The sequence below is a fragment of the Photorhabdus sp. CRCIA-P01 genome, from assembly GCF_003545805.1.
Taxonomy (GTDB): domain Bacteria; phylum Pseudomonadota; class Gammaproteobacteria; order Enterobacterales; family Enterobacteriaceae; genus Photorhabdus; species Photorhabdus antumapuensis.
On record NZ_NMQR01000064.1, the window covers coordinates 1 to 17064 of the forward strand.

Annotated in this window: 16 protein-coding genes and 1 pseudogene; 14 read left to right on the forward strand and 3 right to left on the reverse strand. The window is 48.7% G+C overall.

Annotation, left to right across the window (positions count from 1 at the left end):
- A pseudogene (locus D3222_RS21800) lies at positions 1 to 172 on the reverse strand (IS110 family transposase); the annotation flags it as partial.
- A gap of 297 nt (positions 173 to 469) precedes the next feature.
- Positions 470 to 1129 carry a TetR/AcrR family transcriptional regulator gene (locus D3222_RS21805; protein ID WP_118987990.1) on the reverse strand — a complete coding sequence of 220 codons (660 nt, stop codon included), beginning with the start codon at positions 1127 to 1129 and terminating at the stop codon, positions 470 to 472.
- A 1208-nt stretch (positions 1130 to 2337) separates the two neighbouring features.
- Between D3222_RS21805 and fghA the strand changes: the two genes are divergently transcribed.
- The 14 genes from fghA to cml all read left to right on the forward strand — a co-directional run bounded on the left by fghA (position 2338) and on the right by cml (position 16340).
- Complete coding sequence (gene fghA / locus D3222_RS21815; RefSeq protein WP_118987992.1) at positions 2338 to 3180, forward strand: S-formylglutathione hydrolase; 843 nt, start codon at positions 2338 to 2340, stop codon at positions 3178 to 3180.
- A gap of 21 nt (positions 3181 to 3201) precedes the next feature.
- Entirely contained in the window at positions 3202 to 3534 is a 333-nt protein-coding gene (locus D3222_RS21820; protein WP_198672896.1) for a chorismate mutase, read from the forward strand.
- An 85-nt stretch (positions 3535 to 3619) separates the two neighbouring features.
- Positions 3620 to 4192 (forward strand): anthranilate synthase component II, encoded by a 573-nt coding sequence (locus D3222_RS26245; RefSeq protein ID WP_118987994.1) that lies wholly within the window; start codon positions 3620 to 3622, stop codon positions 4190 to 4192.
- A 113-nt stretch (positions 4193 to 4305) separates the two neighbouring features.
- Positions 4306 to 5658 (forward strand): aminodeoxychorismate synthase component I, encoded by a 1353-nt coding sequence (gene pabB, locus D3222_RS25650; RefSeq protein ID WP_232832621.1) that lies wholly within the window; start codon positions 4306 to 4308, stop codon positions 5656 to 5658.
- Complete coding sequence (locus D3222_RS21835) at positions 5658 to 6533, forward strand: prephenate dehydrogenase dimerization domain-containing protein (RefSeq protein ID WP_118987996.1); 876 nt, start codon at positions 5658 to 5660, stop codon at positions 6531 to 6533. The genes pabB and D3222_RS21835 overlap by 1 nt, the downstream gene beginning before the upstream one ends.
- Before the next feature lie 43 nt (positions 6534 to 6576).
- Positions 6577 to 7236, forward strand: coding sequence for an AMP-binding protein (locus D3222_RS26515; protein WP_118987997.1), 660 nt, complete (start codon positions 6577 to 6579; stop codon positions 7234 to 7236).
- A 35-nt stretch (positions 7237 to 7271) separates the two neighbouring features.
- Positions 7272 to 9455: an SDR family oxidoreductase gene (locus tag D3222_RS26520; RefSeq protein WP_255417056.1), complete on the forward strand. Its 2184-nt coding sequence runs from the start codon at positions 7272 to 7274 to the stop codon at positions 9453 to 9455.
- 39 nt (positions 9456 to 9494) lie between these two features.
- Positions 9495 to 10364, forward strand: coding sequence for a N5-glutamine methyltransferase family protein (locus D3222_RS21850; RefSeq protein WP_118987999.1), 870 nt, complete (start codon positions 9495 to 9497; stop codon positions 10362 to 10364).
- Positions 10365 to 10513: 149 nt separating this feature from the next.
- Positions 10514 to 11440 carry a DUF6445 family protein gene (locus tag D3222_RS21855; RefSeq protein ID WP_118988000.1) on the forward strand — a complete coding sequence of 309 codons (927 nt, stop codon included), beginning with the start codon at positions 10514 to 10516 and terminating at the stop codon, positions 11438 to 11440.
- 2 nt (positions 11441 to 11442) lie between these two features.
- On the forward strand, positions 11443 to 12453 hold the full coding sequence (locus D3222_RS21860) for a methionyl-tRNA formyltransferase (protein ID WP_118988001.1): 1011 nt from the start codon (positions 11443 to 11445) through the stop codon (positions 12451 to 12453).
- A 27-nt stretch (positions 12454 to 12480) separates the two neighbouring features.
- Positions 12481 to 13179, forward strand: coding sequence for a 4'-phosphopantetheinyl transferase family protein (locus tag D3222_RS26885; protein ID WP_118988002.1), 699 nt, complete (start codon positions 12481 to 12483; stop codon positions 13177 to 13179).
- A gap of 36 nt (positions 13180 to 13215) precedes the next feature.
- Positions 13216 to 14076, forward strand: coding sequence for a GNAT family N-acetyltransferase (locus D3222_RS21870; protein ID WP_118988003.1), 861 nt, complete (start codon positions 13216 to 13218; stop codon positions 14074 to 14076).
- 96 nt (positions 14077 to 14172) lie between these two features.
- Positions 14173 to 14919, forward strand: coding sequence for an SDR family oxidoreductase (locus tag D3222_RS21875; RefSeq protein WP_118988004.1), 747 nt, complete (start codon positions 14173 to 14175; stop codon positions 14917 to 14919).
- Positions 14920 to 15146: 227 nt separating this feature from the next.
- A complete protein-coding gene (gene cml, locus D3222_RS21880) occupies positions 15147 to 16340 on the forward strand; it encodes a CmlA/FloR family chloramphenicol efflux MFS transporter (RefSeq protein WP_118988005.1) in 1194 nt (397 codons plus the stop codon).
- A gap of 12 nt (positions 16341 to 16352) precedes the next feature.
- Here cml and D3222_RS21885 read toward each other — a convergent pair whose 3' ends face one another.
- Positions 16353 to 16802: a transposase gene (locus D3222_RS21885; protein WP_339367482.1), complete on the reverse strand. Its 450-nt coding sequence runs from the start codon at positions 16800 to 16802 to the stop codon at positions 16353 to 16355.
- Positions 16803 to 17064 lie beyond the last annotated feature (262 nt).

The following is a 17064-nucleotide window of genomic DNA, read 5'->3' on the forward strand; positions in this document are numbered from 1 at the left end:
TACCCGGTTGTTGAACCGCCCTCCAAATAGCTCGTGCATCCTGAACATCGTTTTTATTACCCATCCGGAATGCCCGGACAAACCGGGCCTGAAGCAAACGGACTTCATGTCCCTGTTTTCTCAGTTCCCGTGCCCAATAATGCGCCCCACCACAGGCTTCCATACCAATCAGATTTCATGAGTGGATCCTCCAGTCATCGGGAAGCTACAGGCTTCCACTTTTAGGCACTATAAGGCCGGAAATCTGAGAGGATCCACGCCTCATCTCTCAATTCCATCACAATGCCGGGAGCTAAGTGATTGGGATGCGTTCATTACATTCTCCATTACAGAGCGATTACGGCTGTAGTACTAATGCAGTCATTGCCAACAGCCAAGAACTCGGTGTCCTCTGATTTCTGGGATTGAGGGAGCTAAATTCGTATTCACCAAAGGGTCACAGTTTTAGATTGACACCTGCAGCTTGACCTCACCTAGAGTGCAGATCACGGGTATGCTTGGTCTTCCTTTCCTCCGCAAGCTGGCTTACCGTAAGAGTAATTGATTCTACCATTCGCTCTAAATCTGCACGCGTTTGACCTGCACGCGAACGAATTCCGATGCTCTGAACAACAGAAGTCAGAAGGGTGCAAAGGGAAGTAATATCAGCCTCCGGTGAGATGAAGCCCTTTTTCACTAGCTCCTGGAGACATGCATAGAGCTGACGATCCATTTCCAAAAGTACATCGCTAAGAACCTCGCGGATCTTTGGATCTTTCAGCGCTTCTGCCATGGCAGTGGAAATTACCGCGCAGCCGCTCAGGCCACTTCGCTCTTGCGGGCCATCCACATCAATGGCCGTTCGCAAGTAGCGTCTAATGACATCTGACAATGTCTTGTCGCTGGGGCGCAGCATCAGGGCGGCACCGAACTTCTCGCTTGCGTAGGCAAGAAAACGCCGCATTGCTTTAATATAGATTGTCTGTTTATCGCCAAATCCGGCATAGAGGCTCGGGCGATTTAGTCCTGAAGCGGCGGCCAAGGCATCTAGCGAGGTGCCGGAAAACCCGCCCCTCCAGAATGCCTGTAGTGCTCCCTCTAGCACCTGATCGGGGTCGTAAGAACGAGGCCTGCCTCGGGGTCTGCCCATTTAATCAACTGCTCCTGGAACATAATACAACTGTAGTGGTGCAAGATCATCATGATAACTCATCCACCCAAATGCGCAAGGCGGCTCTTCAAAGAGATTAGATTATTGTTCGCCCACGAGAGGATGAGGACAAACAAAGCAAGGCTTGCATCCGTAAGCCCCAGCTCACCAATCATCGGATTGTAGAGTTCATTCTCGAAGCCGACAAGGCAGCCGTCGCGTTATGTCCGGGTACCCAAGCGTAGACGTCCTCTCGTTCGGCGGCTGCAGCCGGGCGATTCAGTCGGTGAGCGCCGTCTTGGTAAAGCCTCCGAGCCGTACACCGCTTGCCGTGACTGACCGTCTTCAGTGGTCTCCACGGTGATCATGCAAGCGTGCTTATTCTCTGAGCCCTGGCCGCTTGCCCTTCTTGCGCATGTCGTTCTGCAGCTACTTCACGACTTTCCGGCGGGATGATCCACAGTCCTTGCTCTAGGTCGAACTGGTCGGAGGTCGCAATCCTCAGTTCACCAGTACGTAGCCAACAACCGGGAACAACAACCAGATACCACAGTACCCTTCAACCCGGGGATTTATCACTGATAAGTGATACGGATAGCGGGGGTAGGCTATTCTTGAGTTGAGAGATCTGCGGCACGTGCATGCCCTGAATAGCCCGTCCTCGCCCGATAGCCAAGCGACCGACCAGCGCGGACCTCGTTCGCGCCGCCCCAGGCACGCCAGTTCCTTGCACCCACGTAACGTGCCGAGATCGAAGCGATTGTTCCGGTCCTCCGGCTCATCGCCCTGAGCAGACCAACGCTGCTAATAAAGCCACGTTGGTGCGGGGTTTCCATGAGGCCCTACGCCAAGCCAGCAACTCATAACCTTTCCCCAAGCCGCATAGCCAACGGAGCCGTTATTGCCCCTAGGTACCACTTGACCGAGGGGGATCCCACATTTTTGAACTAGATCGCAAAAAACTGCTTGCATTTTCTGCCAGATTCGCATAAAAATAATGATATCTTGCAAATCAGTACAAATATCGGGGCAATAGCTCGTGAGTACTGGGTTTCTAAAGCCGATTAATCATATTGCTCCCTGAAAGAGGGTTGCGCTATCACTTCAAGGGGACGTAAGCAGGGGGGAACAGAAACATCTTCGGGACTAACCACATCAAGCTCAGGAACTGCTATTCCGTTATGGCTTACCGATAGGGAACGATCAAGATGATCAAGATTATTTCAGAAAGTCGTTGTTTTTCAGGAACTCAATACTACGTGAAGCATCACTCTGACTCCATTGGGCTCGAAATGCGCTTCGGGGTATATCTTCCGGATGAAGTGAAGAGAAAGTCCATGCCAGTAGTTATGTATCTCTCAGGGTTTACGGGAAGCTACAAAACATTTTTTCAAATGGGAACTCCTCAGCAGTGTGCATCTGAAATAGGGATGGTGCTGATATCACCCGACACCAGCCCTCGAAAAACCGGCGAGTATGAAAAAACTGGGAAATATTACATGGGCGAGTCCGCAAGCTTTTACCTCAACGCCACGCAGTCTCCGTGGAGCCATCATTGGAAAATGGAGACCTATATTTCGGAAGAGCTTCCAGAAATTGTCGAGAAAAATTTTGCCGTTCCGACAAAGCGCATGGGTGTGACGGGGCATTGCATGGGAGGGCTGGCAGCATTGCTTGCAGGTCTAAAGGAACCCTCTAAGTTCGTTTCTGTTTCGGCGTTTGCCCCTATTTGTGCACCCTCTAAGACGGATTGGGGGAAAGACGCATTTTCCGAATATCTGGGCAACGCAAGCGAGGTGTGGAGAAAAAACGACCCAACTGAACTTATTGAGCAAAAGAACTTTGCACGAGAAATCCTGATAGATATTGGAGAGCTCGACGAATACAGATCAAGCGAGCTACTAGTGGAGCAGTTCGTGAAACGATGTTCTGAATACAGTCGCCCGGTAAGCTTTAGATTACTTCCTGGTTATGACCATAGCACTCACTTCGTCCAAACCTTCATTGCTGACCACCTTAAGTTCCACCAGAAGGGAATCTATTTAACTTGACACACAATTAAGGAGCGCGCCGTGCATGCTTTGACAGAATTCAGAAAAAAGATCAACGATCTGGATCATAAATTAGTGGCAATACTTGCGAAGAGGTTGGATATCTGTAGAGAAGTGGCAATCTACAAGCTCGGTAATAGTGTGCCTGTGATGCAGCCCAATCGAGTATTGGAGGTCAAGCGTCGTAATTCTGAAATTGGAAGAGATCTCGGCCTGAACCCTGAATTCGTGATGGAGTTGTACGATTTGGTCATCAAGGAAGCATGCCGTCTTGAAGAAGTAGCGATCAGCCAAGCGCAGAATGGCCGCCCTCTCGACGAGAGCGCCGCCAATAACGCCCGTGGTCGAGAATGAAACACCCGCTATCACTGCAATGGAACTCTTGCCCACGACGCGCAGATCGCGCCAGTAGGACTGCATAAATTCAGAGGTCGTCATAATGAAAATATTGATCGTCGACAACTTTGATTCGTTCACAAACAATATAGCGCAGTACGTTTACGAGGTTTGCGGAATTAATCCAGATATTATTCCGAATAACGCAGCTTTCGAGGAAATCAACCTCGCTCACTATGACGCAGTAATTTTATCTCCGGGCCCCGGATCAGTCGAAAACGAAGAAGACTTTGGCATATGTAAGTTGATCTTGGCGCAGCAAACATTACCCATACTTGGCGTGTGTCTCGGTCACCAAGGCATTAACTACTTCTTCGGTGGAAAGATCCAGCATGCGCCAAGACCAGTACATGGTTACCGCTCTAGAGTAATACACCGTGGGCAAGGTATATTTCTCGGGCTGCCAGATGAGTTTGAAGTTGTTCGATACCACTCGCTAATATGTACTTCAGTTCCAGAGTGTCTTGAAGTTACAGCATGGACTGATGACGGAATAGTCATGGGACTAGCCCATCGTGAACGTCCTATCTACGGCGTGCAGTTCCATCCTGAATCGATAGACTCATTTCATGGCCATGAACTCTTGGCGAACTTCCTCCGCATAGCAAAAAAATAAGGAGAAAGCCCTCACATGGCGACAGCCACATCGATGCCATACGGAAAGTTGGCGGTCCAGCCAAAGTTTCGGTGAGTGTGACTAAGCTTCCGGACAAGACGAGACCTGAAGATGTGTACAGAAATGAATTGCGTTCGTTCGAAAGCACGTTCTGGTTGGACAGCGAGCTTTGCGAAAGGCCGGGATCCAGATACTCGGTTATGGGACGCTGCAATGCCAGTGTTTCATTGGTATTTAGTTATGAAGTTGCTTCGCGCAAGCTGACTATGAAGGGACCCAGCGGAAGCACCAGTATCTCAGGGGATTTTTTTGAGCTGATGGACCAGTTGCTCGAAACGATTGAACAATCGACTTCTGGTCAGATTCCATTCCCATTTCAAGCCGGGGTGGTAGGTTACCTTGGATATGAACTCAAGGGACTCAAACAAAATGCGAACCTACACAGGTCTAGCTATCCGGATGCACTACTATATTTGCCGCAAAATTATTTCGTTTTTGATCACCAAGAACACAAATCCTGGTTATGCAATGTTTGGGGCCCATCGTTGAGCGCCGAACTTATGGATGAGAATGCATCGAATCATAAGTCAGTCTCGAACTTCGAACCAGGACCTGCGCCACTAGATGAGCTAACCCTAGAGGATTCGCCGCAGGAGTATATGGATAAAATTGAGACATGCCTCGAAGAAATACGTAACGGTGAGTCCTACGAGATCTGCCTAACGAATAGGGTGAAAATGCAGTTCGATCAAGACCCATTGGAAGCGTACTGCCGAATGAGACATATAAGCCCTGTACCGTACGGCGCATTCTTGAAGAATAGGGATTTTGCGGTATTGAGCGCCTCGCCAGAGAAATTTCTGACAATAGAAACAGACAGGAAAGTAAGGTCCAAACCTATCAAGGGAACCCGTCCGCGAAGCGCCGACTTACGAGAAGACGACAACTTAAAAACAGAGCTCGCACAATCGAGAAAGGACCGTGCAGAAAACTTGATGATCGTTGATCTTGTGAGGCATGACTTAAATAGTATATGTGTTCCTGGCTCAGTTGAAGTTCCCTTGGCTTTCGATATCGAAAGCTACTCATCTGTACATCAACTTGTGTCTACCGTTGAAGGGAAGCTACCCGCTACCGCAGGAACCTTCCAAGCGATAAAGGCTTGCTTTCCGGGAGGGTCAATGACGGGGGCCCCAAAAATACGCACGATGGAAATTATTGACCGCCTTGAAAGATCGCCACGCGGGATATATGCCGGAGCGATAGGATGGGTGGGGCTTAATGGCTATGCTGATCTAAGCATTGTGATTCGTACTGCTGTAATTAGAGACGGCATGGCGGAATTTGGGATTGGCGGAGCCATTGTGGCAGATTCCAATCCAGAGAAAGAAATGACAGAAACCCTCGTAAAGGCCAGTGTGCCTTTTCAAAGTTTAAAGTTCACCAAGAAGGTTCGGAAATCGTAATGAATAGGAATGTTGTGATCTTTGGTGGGGCGGGCGTTGTTGGATCTTTTATAAGTAAGATTTATAAGTCCAATGGCTACAGCGTTCAATCGGTCGATAAGAATGGTTCTACCGAGTTAGGCCACATAACACAAGATTGTCTTGAAATCGTTGATAAGCGACCAGAGCTCTTGGATTGGGCGTCAATTTTGATATTCACTCTGCCAGAAGACGTCGCTTCGAATTGTTTGCGAGCGGTCGCGCCCAGAATCAAGCCCGGCAAGCACGGCCTTATCAACACATGCTCCGCTCAACATGAATTTCATGACCTGGCAAATTCATTGTGTTTTGGTTGCGAATCGGTTGGAGTGAATCCGATGTTCTCTCCAACACTCGATTGCGAAAGTCGCCCAATGGTCGTTTGCGAGAATACATCGACAAGCCTTGGGAGGAACATCGAAGAGATACTTGTCCGCGAAAAAATGAACGTTATCAGATTAACACCCACCGAACATGACGAGATGATGTCGTTATGTCAGGGACTCCCACATGCCCTCATACTTGCGTTCCTCTTCAACATCCCAGCGGACCAGGAGAAACTAGCCTCCTTACTTGCCGTAGCGCCCCCACCAATGCAAACGTTAATGTGTCTTGCAGCAAGAATTGCGAAGAATGACCCGTCTATCTACTGGGGAATTCAAAAAAACAATCGAGCCACGCTGCATGTGCTGAGTCACATCCAAGAATCTATCGAGGAACTTCGTCGCTGGGTTCAAGATGACGCCGAGCATGAGTTCCGTGCCGAGATACTCGGACGGAAGAATGAATTGGAGAGCACAGTCAATCAGTACGCCGAGAAATGCGCTGATATTTTTTCGTTTCTAAACAACCGATAGCAGCATATCACCATTATTCTAGTCGCGCATTGTGAGGTTCAGCATGCACAAAAATGATCCCAGGTCGCCAGTAGAAGTTACCGAACCCTTGCCCACAAAGATTAGAGACTCCTTGTGGTCAGTATTCGCCGATACAGTCCGCCGGTTTCCAAAGGCCGAGGCGGTTAGACATCTAGATTCTTCGTTAACTTATGAAGAACTCTACAGGGTATCGCTGAAAATAAAGCAGCACCTGCGCACTGCCGGAATCGATCAAGGCGCGCGTGCAGCGATAAAAATTCCAAAGAGCATTCGTCTGCTAGCGCATATCTTGGCCAGTTGGGCGCACGCCACTTCCCTGTTGTTAATTGAAGAAGATATATCGCCAGAGGAGCTAACTCGAAAATTGGAAAAGTCCCGGGCGACATGGCTGGTGTCGGACGATCTCGGTGACATCCCGTGCACAGGCGTAAATATTATTCCGAGCTGTCGGTTGGACGACGATGTAGGTGGCGTTGACACAAACAATAACTGCGAAGAAGAATTTCCCGGAGAAGTTGAACTGCGGGGTGCCGCGTCGATCTTGTTTACGTCCGGCACTACGGGGATATCTAAATGCGTAGCTGTGCCACATGAGGGGCTTCTGAGAATCGTTCAGGGGCTCATTGACCACTATAAGTTAACCACTCAAAGCCGTTTGGGCTGGACTGGACCGCATCGCTAAGCTTCGACTCAGCGATAGCTGAGCCTCTTTTGAGCTTGCTGAGCGGGGCGTCCCTAGTCATTCCGCATCAAAGTAGACATTTGATAGGCACGGAACTGGAGGGCTTTATAGCGAAAGAGTGCATTACTCATTTGATTATAACGCCATCGGTTCTCGAGACAGCGAATCCGGACAACGTACCGACAGGGATATCAATTGTGCTCGTTGGAGAGTCCCTCCCTGAAAGAACTGTCGAACGCTGGGGAAAGAAGCGCGTTCTCTATAACGCATATGGCCCGTCCGAGGCGTCAATTTGCGCGACCGTTTCCGGTCGGCTCGCGCCCGGCGAGCTTGTTCCTGTGGGCAAGCCGTTGCCTGGGGTTCGCATAGAGATCGTTGACAAAGGGCGAAAAACGCTACCTGTTGGTGAGCTAGGCGAAGTGGCGATCGGAGGGGTTGGCGTCTCAGCTGGCTATCTAGATGATGCCGCAGCTACTGCGGAGGGTTTCGTACGCCTCGCCCCAGGGGGCGAGCTATTTCATCTGACTGGGGACATCGGCTATATCGGCAATCAAGGAAATCTTTTTCTTCATGGAAGAAAGGATCAGCAGGTCAAGATTAATGGACGCCGAATCGATCTGGGTGAGATCGAGAGAGCTTTATGCAAGCATGACAGTGTGCTGCAGGCGTGTGCGAGCAAGATTGACAGGGAAGGTTCCGGACATAGGTTAGCAGTATTTATCAGGTTTGACTCATCCCAGGAAATGCCGAACGTTCAACAATTGCGAGAATTTATAGCAACATTATTGCCCTCCTTCGCACTCCCATCTGCTTGGTACGTGGTTGAATCCCTACCCACGACCGTTAATGGGAAGTTGAACCGAAAAATGCTGTCCGAAAGTGTTTCTTACGAGCTGTATCGCGGCGACTACGTGCCTCCTGAAGGTGATCTGGAGAAGATAATATCAAGCATCTTTGAAGACATACTTAAAGTCGATAATATTGGACGCCATGATAATTTTTTTGTTTTGGGTGGCAGCTCCTTAGATACAATCCGAGTAGTTGATCGGCTCCACAGAAACTTTTCTGCTGACATCAATTACGAGTCGTTTATCGGAAATCCGACTGTACGTGAAGTAGCCGATCTCGTTTGCAGAGGAACATTACCTGATAACAAAAAAGCGCCGTTCACCTCGATACAACTGTCTACAACCTCATATCGGACGTTCGAAGCGTCAGTACATTTTCCAGAAGTCATCCTCATCACGGGTGGTACTGGTTTCCTTGGGAAATGTATGGTTGAAAAGCTTCTAATTAGCACTCGCGCGCACATCATATGCGCAACTCGACATCGTTCGCAGTCTCAATTTGTTGACAGATTGTTGGAATATCCTGGCCTGGCTGAACACTGGGACTCCCAGTGGGCCAAACGTGTATCTTCAATATATTATGACCTCGAAGAGACAGAGAGCCATCAAATCACTCCGGTCATAGGCAACGTCGATCTCGTAATTCACTGCGCCGCGAACGTCAATTTAGCTTACGATTTTGGTTCACTCTATAGGGCTAACGTCCTCGCCACTCTGAATCTAGTTGACTACTGCTCGACCGGACGTCCAAAAAAATTCTTATTCGTTTCCTCGCGTTCCGTAGTGGATTCTAACGACGCTAGTGGTTACGGGAAAACAAAGCGGGAGGCTGAGCGCATCGCTCAGGAAGCCTTTGCCCGCGGGCTAGTCGGTACTATAGTGAGGCCAGGTCGAATTACAGGGCATGGTACGTACAGGTACATCAACCACAGCGATTTCATCATTCGATGCATCAAGGCTTGCTTGGTCTTGGGGCTATACCCTGCTGGGCTGGAAGTATTTGGCGGTGTTCCGGTGAATCTCTTGGCAGCAGATATTGTGAAAGCTTGTTGGCACGCAGATTCAGAAAATCGTGTAATTAATATTCCAGATTCAGAATTCTATCGTTTCAGTGAAATATTTAACTTAACGGAAGCTGCCGGGTATCCGGTTCATCGTGTCCCCATCAGCAGGTGGCTTGAGAAAGCTTCTGACCCAAACTTCATTACACGGTTTCCGGAAGTGCTGGGGGGCTTCGAAAAGAACTGGGACGAAATTAGATATTCTTGCTCGATGGAAAATTATTGTTTTCCAGAAGGGAATTCGTTCGTACGGGCGGAACGCACGCGCCATTTAGTAGCATCTATCTTGAGCGGTCCGCTAGGCTTCTAGAAAACAGCCCCTGGTGGAACTTTTTTGGTTGGAGTAGCTATGGAGAACTTAATGGTGGACGATATATGTCTTCGAGCAAGATGGCGACTTTCTGAAGTCGGCATCGTGAGTGCGCGAGCTGAGGTTGACCTTCTCAAGCAGCACTTCCTTACGGGCCAGAACCCAAACATCGAGGGATTTCTCAACGCAGTAGCAGACCGGGAGAAGCGCATCCCTCTCGGCTATATCCTCGAATATGCATATTTTGATGGAGCCAAGCTTCAGGTCGCGAAGGATACTTTTGTCCCGAGAGAGCAAAGTCTGCCTCTGATAGAGGACATATGCTCACGGGCGGAACATATTGATGTGCACAGAATAACCGATATTTGCGCTGGTGTCGGACCCTTGGGAATAAGTCTTTCGCGCCGCTTGAAATGTAGTTCAATATGCTTCGTCGAGTTCAGGCAAGAGGCAAGGGCTGTACTACACAATAACGTGCGCGCATTCGTCCCGAAGCATTGCGCCGCCGTCATATCTGGCTGCGACATCTTCACGATGGATCCTATTGACGAACGCTGCTCCAACTCTCAGATCGTAGTAGCGAATCCCCCATTCGTACCCTTGGGTCAGGCTAGCATGCCGGAGTTTGCTATCCATCACCCTAAAGACGCAATTTTTTCAGGGATCGACGGTACAGATGCAGTTAAGAGGTGTTGTGAACTAGCGAGAGAGTTTCTGGCTGAAGGCGGCCTTCTAGGCATTGAGCATCACGAAAGTCAGGTTTCGTTCGTTGACGTTTTGCTCCGACGCCTAGGGTTCACTGATGTCCGTCACTTTCCAGACGGAGACGGGAAGATGAGAATCACTACAGCAGCGCTCGGCGTGGCAGCGATAAAACCAGCAGCTAGGCTAGCAAAATTGGATAAGTGATGACTTGGTCGGTAGCCAAGCGGAAAAAACTACGTCTGCCTAGCCTCTGACAAGCCCGTTGGGTAGAGACATACATCAGACGTCGCGTGGCTGAAAATGACTGCCTTCGGACGTCATTAACATTTTTAAAAAATAGAGGAACAAAGATCATGAATCTAGATCTAGAAAGCCTGCTCGAGCTGAATCGCCTTGAAGACATGGAAATACATCACAAAGTCGTGGGTAGCGACAATATACCTGTCCTGGTCGTAGATAATTTTCTAAGGTATCCGGACGCTGTGCGTGAATTCGCACTTCAACTCCATTTCGACAAGCCATTGCTTGGCGACCTTTGGCCGGGGCTTCAGGCCGTCGCATCGTTGCATAGGACCGACGTAGAGCAATTTATTAAGTCCCAGTACCTCGAGCCGGTTCTTGGATTAGATTGTAGAAACTACGATTTCCCTCCAGTACGGCCCGGCGAACAGGCCGATCAATGGTCCTCGTGGTTTCTGCTGACACGTTTTGGTGTCATAACGATGCCTTTTGATGAAGCTCCATGGGCTAAAAATCCGCACGTGGATTATTTCGGATTCATTGCGTCTGTCATCTATTTGTCTCTGCCACATCAATCACGAGGCGGGACGGTCTTTATTCGCCATCGAGATACTGGCGTTGAAACGATTCCGCCGCCAGTGTCGGATTTGCCGGAAGTGTTATGCGAAAGGCTGAGGGCAACCCATTCATACAGCGTAATATGCGAAAAAATTTTTGACAATCCAAAGTTCTGCATTGATACGCAGAAACCAAAGCGGTCGGAGAGCAGAGGCCAGGTGATCGATAAAGAAACTTATCGCGCTGTGTGGCAGCTTATCACCGATGGAAATGTGCCAACATATGGCTACCTTACGAAGTCAAACGAAGTGTGGGAGGTGACGGATCAAGTCGATGTTAAGTTCAACCGTCTAGTTCTATATCCGACATGGCACCTACATAGCGTTAGTTGGGATCCTAGCTGGTACGGCTCAACTCTGCCAGAGCGCCGATTGACCATGATGAATTGGATGAATTTTCCCGTTCGACGCTCGGAGAACTAGTTATGCCTAGTATTCACCAGAACGTGGACCTAGGGGCGGTGCAGACCCTACAAGATTTAGAATCACATAAAAGCGGTCAGGTTCGTCCACTACGCGCTATTGTGTCTGGACAAAGTGAGTTTGCTGCAGAGGTTATCCGGTTGATAGCAAGAAGAGGCCACCAAATTGTCCTCTTCATCTGCACCAACAGAGATTTGGGTTCACACGACGTCGCCGAAAAGGCAGCGACTGAAATGGGCGTTCCTTTCATTAGAGCGCGGTCGCTTGATGAGCCATTTGTCAACTCTTTGGGCAATTTAGGGGTAGACATCGGCGTGATGGCGTACGTGACGCTAAAGGCGCACCATACATTTTTGAGCTTACCAATAAAGGGAACTATTGAGTATCACCCATCGTTATTGCCTAAATATAGGGGGCCCAGCGCTATAAATTGGGCAATCATAAACGGTGAGGCCAGTACTGGTTTTACGATTTTCACACCGAATGACGTGTTAGACGACGGCGAAATTTTGTACCAGATGTCATTCGACATCCTTGAAGATGATTCCGCTGGTTCACTTTACCATCGTGCTCTGATGCCCGAGGGAGTAAAAGCCTTAGTCGATTGTATGGAGAAAGTAGTTTTGTCGGATATGAAGGGGCGCCTCCAAGACTCTCACCTGGCGACGTATCAGAGCTGGTGCACAAGACAACTAGCTCGTATAGACTGGAAATTATCGGCAAGGCAAATTCATAACCTCGTTCGTGGATGCGACCCCAAGCCAGGTGCTTGGTCAACCCATAGGGGAAAAGAGTTAGTGATTTGTAAGTCGGGAGTTAAGGAGGATCAGTTTGCCGCGACAGAAGCTCCTCCCGGGCAGATTCTGCACATTGGAGAGCTAGGCCTGACTGTGAAATGTGGGCAAGGTGTCATTGAGCTATTGGACTATAGAAACTCCGCGGGGACCCGGCGCCCCGTAAATGATCTTATCTCAGAAGGAAAGTTTAATTTAGGCGACGTTTTTGGTGCTTAGGTTTGAGACAGCATTTCGGGGAAGGAAATGAGGGGTTCAGAGTTGCTCATTATCGAAGAAATAACCTACTTCCGCGACATCTTCGATAGGGTTGTTTTGCAGGCCCATGGTCCAGCTCATTCGCTCGACCTATGCTCGGCTCACTCCGAGGATATCTTAGCAACCAAGTTATACGGCCTGTATCGTAGGAGAGCTGGTCGGGCTTGCGTCCGGCTTGCCCTAGAGATGTTTGGTATCTCCCAACCTCCGATTCACCGAACGTTCGAGTCGCCTGTATTCCCCGACGGCTTTGTTGGCTCTGTCTCTCACGCGGAAGGTATATCTGTGGCTTGTGTTGCCAAGGCCGGATATTGCGATGCTGTGGGAATAGACGTAGAGAGCATTCGCGAAGAGGATTTCTTTTCCCTTGCTCCGCATGTCTTTGCTGGCGATGAACTCCACCTCATGCGGAGCTTGAGCATGAAGGACGCGAGGTTATTTTTTTATAGCTGCTTTTCTGCAAAGGAAGCTCTGTATAAGGCGATTGGCGGCCCGAATGGAATGAGCATGAACTTTTTTAATTACGAAGTCCTAGCTTGGAGTAGAGCTGGAAGTATATCTATCAAGTTCTCACCTTGTCGGCCGTATCGCTCTCCGGCTAAGCTTGTTATCGAGAGCAGATGGTGCATTCAGGGTCACTCCGTTCTAACACTTACAGTCATTCCTTCGAAGAGAGCTCACCGGTGACAGGCAATCAGCAACAGATTTTGAGGGTCATATTTCATGGGATCTGAAGATATTAAAATTAGGAAAGTCTCATTAACGGAGTGGAATCGAGTCGTCAAGTGGCAGAGGGATGAGCAATGGGATCTAGGCATCGACGACGAGGTTTGCTACTTCAGCGCAGACCCTGCGGGTTTCTATATGGGGTACCAAGGTGATAGAGCTGTGTCGGCAATGTCTGTCGTGAAGTTTGGCGAGGAATACTCCCACGTCGGCCATTTTTTGGTGGCAAAGAAGATGCGTAACAAGGGGATGGGACTAAAAACATGGGAGCACGTGATTCGGAGAGTGGATACGACGGCCAGTTCTGGATTAGACAGTGTGGTAGAGCAGAAAGCGGCGTATGAAAAGTGGGGTTATGTTGAAGCGTACAGAATATTTCGACTGAGAGGTGAGCTTGAGGGTTCTGTCACAAAGAGAGACGTCGCTTCTATTTCAATAGTCACCGATCTGAATCTTTCAAAAGTAGTTGAATTCGATGAGGGCTGCGTTGGCTATAACCGGAAAGGTCTGCTAAAGAATTGGTTTGTGGGTCCAGGTCGAAGTGGCTGGATATATGAGAACGGAGGTGCGATCGCCGCGGTCTTTGGCGCAAGACTATCTACCGACGGTGTTCGGCTAGGTCCTATTTATGCTAGAGATACCAGCACGTTTTCCTTCGTATTAGCCCATATCGCAGACCAGTTTCCCCGGCATACTATGTTTACGATCGATATCCCGGAATTTTCGCTCGACGAGATTGGATGGTTAAAATCCGTCGGGTTTAAAGAGCTGTTTTATACATATCGAATGTTTCGGGGCGCTGCGTCCTCGGAAAAAAAAGGGCTGATCAAAGCAATAGCGTCTTTAGACGTCGGGTGATGGACTGATATGCTGCGAGCGAACTCACAGCTGTTGTCGTAATTTTAATCTCCTGCTATGGGGACCTTTTGTCCTAGATATTCTAGAGGATCGATCATGAGTGAAATGGATATACAAGGCCGTGTGGTAGTAATTACCGGTGCGTCCAGTGGTTTGGGGGCAGAAATAGCGCGGCATCTCGCATCCAAGGGGGCTCATGTCGTTCTTGGTGCTCGGCGAATGGATAAGTTAGAAATAGTCGCAGCTGAAATTGATTCCAGCGGAGGCGATGTCGCATATAAATCCACCGACGTAACCCAGTTACCTCAGGTTAAGGACTTGCTGATTTACGCAAAACAGCGGTTTGGACGGGTTGATGTGATGGTGAACAATGCGGGTCTAATGGCTGTCGCGCCGTTAGAAGAGCTCAGGGTGGAAGAATGGGAACGTATGATAGATATTAATGTTAAGGGTTTGCTGTACGGTGTGGTGGCAGCACTGCCTATTTTCCGTGATCAAGGAGAAGGGCATTTTATAAATATGTGTTCTGTTGCGGGGATGAAAGTTTTTAGCCCCGGCGGAACAGTCTATAGCGCGACGAAGTATGCAGTACGTTCCATCTCAGAAGGGCTGCGCCAAGAGGTCGGAAATCTGATACGCACAACTACGATCTGCCCAGGCATGATTCAGAGCGAGTTGCCACTAGGAACGACTCACCCTTCTAGCGCTTCTGCTCTAAGAGAGTTCTATCGGGGTGCGATCTCTGCAGACTCTGTTGCGCGCGCGGTTTGCTTTGCGATCGAGCAGCCTTCTGATGTAGATGTCAATGAAATAGTTGTCCGCCCTACTGCCCAAGATTTTTGAGGCTGGGGGATTTACTTGACATTTTCGCAGAGTGTAGTATCAATTTTTATTTGATCACACGCTTACCAACCTGCGCACGATATGACTTTCGAGAAGTCTAACATGGGATCAGGTCCGCAGACAGAAAATTACGCCGCAACGGCTTGTGGAGCGGTTGCGGCGATCTCTTAATATTTATTTATGAGTCAGTGACCGCTATTTAATATTAATACTAGTGGATTGATGTTATGTCTAATCAAAATATTCACCCTTGGGGATACTCCTTGCCAGCAGCGCTTGCGCTGATGGTTCCATTTGATTTGTTAGCTTCGCTTGCTATGGATGTATATTTGCCTGTGGTGCCTCATATGCCTGCGGCTCTGAATACATCCACCTTAGTGGTTCAGCTCAGCTTGAGTTTATACATTCTCATCCTCGGGCTCGGGCAATTGATCTTTGGGCCATTATCTGATCGTATCGGTAGGAGGCCCGTGGTGCTTGGCGGAGCCGCTGCGTTTACCATGACGTCGTTCTGCATTGCAATGGTGAATCGTGGTGACTTATTTTTAGCTCTTAGGGTTATCCAGGCTTTGGGTGCTTCCGCTGCGCTTGTTGGGGTGTTTTCGACTATCCGAGATGTATATGGAAATAGGCCCGAAAGTAGCACTATTTATGGGTTGCTTAGTTCGATTCTTGCCTTTGTTCCTGCGATCGGGCCAATTATAGGCGCGGCCCTTGCAATCAATTGGGGATGGCGCTCGATTTTTTATATGCTAGGTCTAGCGGGCTTGCTATCGCTCCTTCGTGCTTGGCCAAAATGGCATGAGACGCGATGGTGTTCCATTAAGGCCTCGGAGTCTACATTCGCTTCTATATTGGCAAGTAGTTCGTTTTGGGTTTATACCCTTGGCTTCAGCACGGCCATGGGGTCTTTTTTTGTTTTCTTTTCCATTGCTCCTCGCGTGCTGATCGAGGGGGCAGGCTTTTCTCAATTAGGGTTCAGTTTTGCGTTCTCCACAGTTGCGGTGATAATGATAATTACCGCTCGATTCTCGGGCTGGTTCGTAGGGCGCTGGGGAATACAGGGATGCTTTGTTCGAGGTACTACGCTAATAGCGCTAGGCTCGGGGATTCTGGCGGTCTGCTCCGTACTGGGTGAACCACAGTTTGCTACATTCGTGGTGCCGATGTGGGTAATAGCTGTAGGTATCGTCATGCTCGTTTCAATCACCGCCAACGGTGCCCTTAGAGAATTTGATGATATGGCAGGTACGGCGGTTGCGCTGTATTTCGGAGTCCAAGGTCTGGTGGTTAGCGGCATTGGAACGGGGATGGTCCTTGTTTTTGGCAACGATAACCCGTGGTCGTTAATATTTTATGCTTGGTTAATGTGTTTGATAAATATTTGTGGATTCTTCGGTTTTAAAAAAGTTCCTGATTAACCCGAATTCCGTTTAAGCCGTCACTGGGAAATCGTCTTCTGAGTAGAAAATTTTCAGTGACGGTTTCTTTTCTTTAACGCAGTAAGCAATCAATCCACATAAAACGGTTAACAGAAACCCTTTTATACTTCGGTGGCGAGAATGCTCTATTTGAGAAATGTGTTTCAATTGGCCATTAATGGTTTTGATGATAAAACGCTTTAATAACATTATTCTATCCCACTCTTCCAGCACCTGTGCTTTCATATTACAGCGCTTTTTCGTGATAAAAGTCACCCCATTTTGGGCTAAATCCTCCGCTAATTCTTTGCTGAGATAACCTTTGTCACCGTAAAGACAACCCATTAGCTCTTTTGCTAACTCACGAACAGGTTCCCGATCATCCACATTACCGGACGTCACTTTAAGCGCCAAAAGAGAGCATAAAAAATCTATGGTTCCCCTCGTTTTTGCAACACTCATTTTTGATGAATTTTTGGCTTGCTTAAATCTATCCGGCGTCACTGTAGGCAAGGAGCCTGCGCCTCGATGAGTTCCGCGCCTGATGAACCTTAAAACCTTGTCGGCTTGAAAGAGCCATTTTTTATGTTAGGTTTCTCATCAGGCCGGTAGGCCGTTCATGTCATCAATAATCAGTCTTCGCAAAACCAGTGGGGTAACATTTAAATAGGTTCACAATGACGCCAGCTTTAGGCGACAAATACCGTGTGTTGTGTCGTAATGG